The 2,059-nt window shown below is 73.4% G+C and carries 2 protein-coding genes; both read right to left on the reverse strand.

The window, feature by feature from the left end; translation table 11 throughout:
- Window positions 1–56: 56 nt before the first annotated feature.
- The gene (locus ADY01_RS35135; RefSeq protein ID WP_159001635.1) at window positions 57–893 is read right to left on the reverse strand and encodes a hypothetical protein; all 837 of its coding nucleotides are present in this window, start codon (window positions 891–893) and stop codon (window positions 57–59) included.
- A 159-nt stretch (window positions 894–1,052) separates the two neighbouring features.
- Window positions 1,053–1,901: an alpha/beta fold hydrolase gene (locus tag ADY01_RS35140; RefSeq protein WP_049580903.1), complete on the reverse strand. Its 849-nt coding sequence runs from the start codon at window positions 1,899–1,901 to the stop codon at window positions 1,053–1,055.
- Window positions 1,902–2,059 lie beyond the last annotated feature (158 nt).

Raw genomic sequence — 2,059 nt, forward strand, 5'->3', positions numbered from 1 at the left:
ATCCCGGGCGGACCGGCCCCCGGCGCGCGGGGCGCCGGGGGCCGGTCCGCCCGGGATCAGGCGGTGACGTTGCCGGAGCGGAAGTCGGCGATGTTCAGCACCTGGTCGGCCGGGGGGTCCTCGAAGGCGACCGGCTCGTTGTAGTTGCTCAGCTCCATCTCCGTGGTCGCGCCGTCCTGGGTGACGGTCATCAGCAGCGGGTACGGCTCGCCCTCGGTGGCGATCAGCGCGGTGTTCTCCGCGCCGTCGGCGTCGGTGCCGTGGACGAGGATGACGGGCGTGCCGTTGTGCGTGGACTCCTCGCCGGTCTCCGCCGTGTCGCCCTCGCCCTCCTCCGCCTCGATGCCCTCGCCGATGAAGGCGTCGAGCGAGCAGGTGTCGGCCATCGCGGACAGCTCCGGGTCGGCCGTGGTGCCGTACAGGTAGCTGCCGTCGAGCATGCTGACCAGCGCGGGTTCGGCCGCGCCCATGGTCTGCCAGAACTGCGTGTCCGGCTTCATCCAGACCTCTTCGCCCCGCTTGAGGATCTCGACCTGGCCCTGTCCCGCCTGGCTGATGGTGCCCGCGCAGTCGCCGGCGCGGTCCAGGTGGAGATCGACGCCGAACCCGTCGGTCGCGGGCCCGCCCTCGGTGGCCAGACGCATCGAGTCGGCCGAGGCCATGGCCTCCGACGCCTGCTGGAGGATCTCCGCGCCGCTCAGGTCGGTGATCGACCCCTCTCCTCCACCGCCGCCGCCCTCGGTGGTCTCCTCCTCGGAGCCACCGGTGGTGTCGCCGCCGTTGGCGAACGGCGACTCCTCGCCGCCGTCGTCACCACAGCCGCTCAGCGCCACAACTCCCGCCACAGCCACGCCGATCCAGGCGCAGCGACGCGTCAGAACTGTCTTTGTCATTGCGAATCCCCCAGAGCCCCCGTCATTGAGAATCACATCATCCCACAAGCCGGATGTGTCCATGCTGCCTCCATGGGTCTTCCCGATGTCCGGGACGTGACCCGCCGGGGCTCCCCGGTGGCGACCGGGACGGCGGGCGCCTCGGGCCACGCGCGCCGGTCAGGGGCCCCCGAGAAAGGGGCCCACGATCTCCCGCCACTCCTCGGGCCGCTCCAGGTGGACCAGGTGGCCCGCGTCGGGAACGTCCGCGTACCGGCCGTGCGGCAGCACGCGCACCATCTCCTGGGCCTCGGCGCGGCCGAGCTCCCCACCCAGGCCGCGGATGACCAGCGCCGGGCACTCGACGAGGGCCAACTCCTCCCAGTGGGCGTCGCGGACCCAGCCCTCGCGGGCGGTGAGCATCTGGCGGCGCGAGAAGCCGGGGCGCCAGCCATCCGCCCGCTCGGCCATCACCTCCGCGAAGAACTCGCCGCGCGCCGGGCGCGGGCGGTCGAGCGTGGGGTCGTCCACCCCGAACCAGCGGCGCACGTCGGCCAGCGTGGCGAACGGCAGCGGCCAGGAGTCGAACCACTCCCGCCACTCGCGCTGGGACCGGGTGCCGAGCGCGGCGGCCCGCATGTCGCAGATCACCACCGCGCGCACCAGGTCGGGGCGGCGCGCGGCCAGCTGCCAGGCCGTCAGCGCGCCCATGGCGTGCCCGATCAGCGTGACGGGTGCCAGGCCGAGCTGCGCGATCGCGGCCTCGGCGTCCGCCACGAAGGCGTCACGGTCGAAGGGGCCGCCGACCGGCTTCTCGCTCCGGCCGTGACCGCGCTGGTCGAGCGCGACCGCCCGGAAGCCACCCGAGAGCCACCGGGCGGTGTCCGCCCAGTGCGACGCCCGGCCGAGCAGCCCGTGCAGCATCAGCACCGCGGGTCGCCCCGCCTGCCCCTCCTTCGGCGGCTCCGCGTACTCCCAGGCCGCGAGCCGCACTCCGCCATGCCCGACCACGTCGAGGCGCCGCACCATCCGTGCCTTCCCCCTTCCTCCGGCATCGGTCCGGGTCGCCCGTCCACCACGACCGAAGCCACGTTATCGAATACACATTCGAACACCGAGCGGTTATCCCGCGCTATTCCCCGTTCGAGTGATGTGTCTCGCCCCCCACGGCCGCCCCAGGGCCGGCC

This window comes from Streptomyces sp. SBT349 (assembly GCF_001083795.1).
GTDB lineage: Bacteria > Actinomycetota > Actinomycetes > Streptomycetales > Streptomycetaceae > Streptomyces.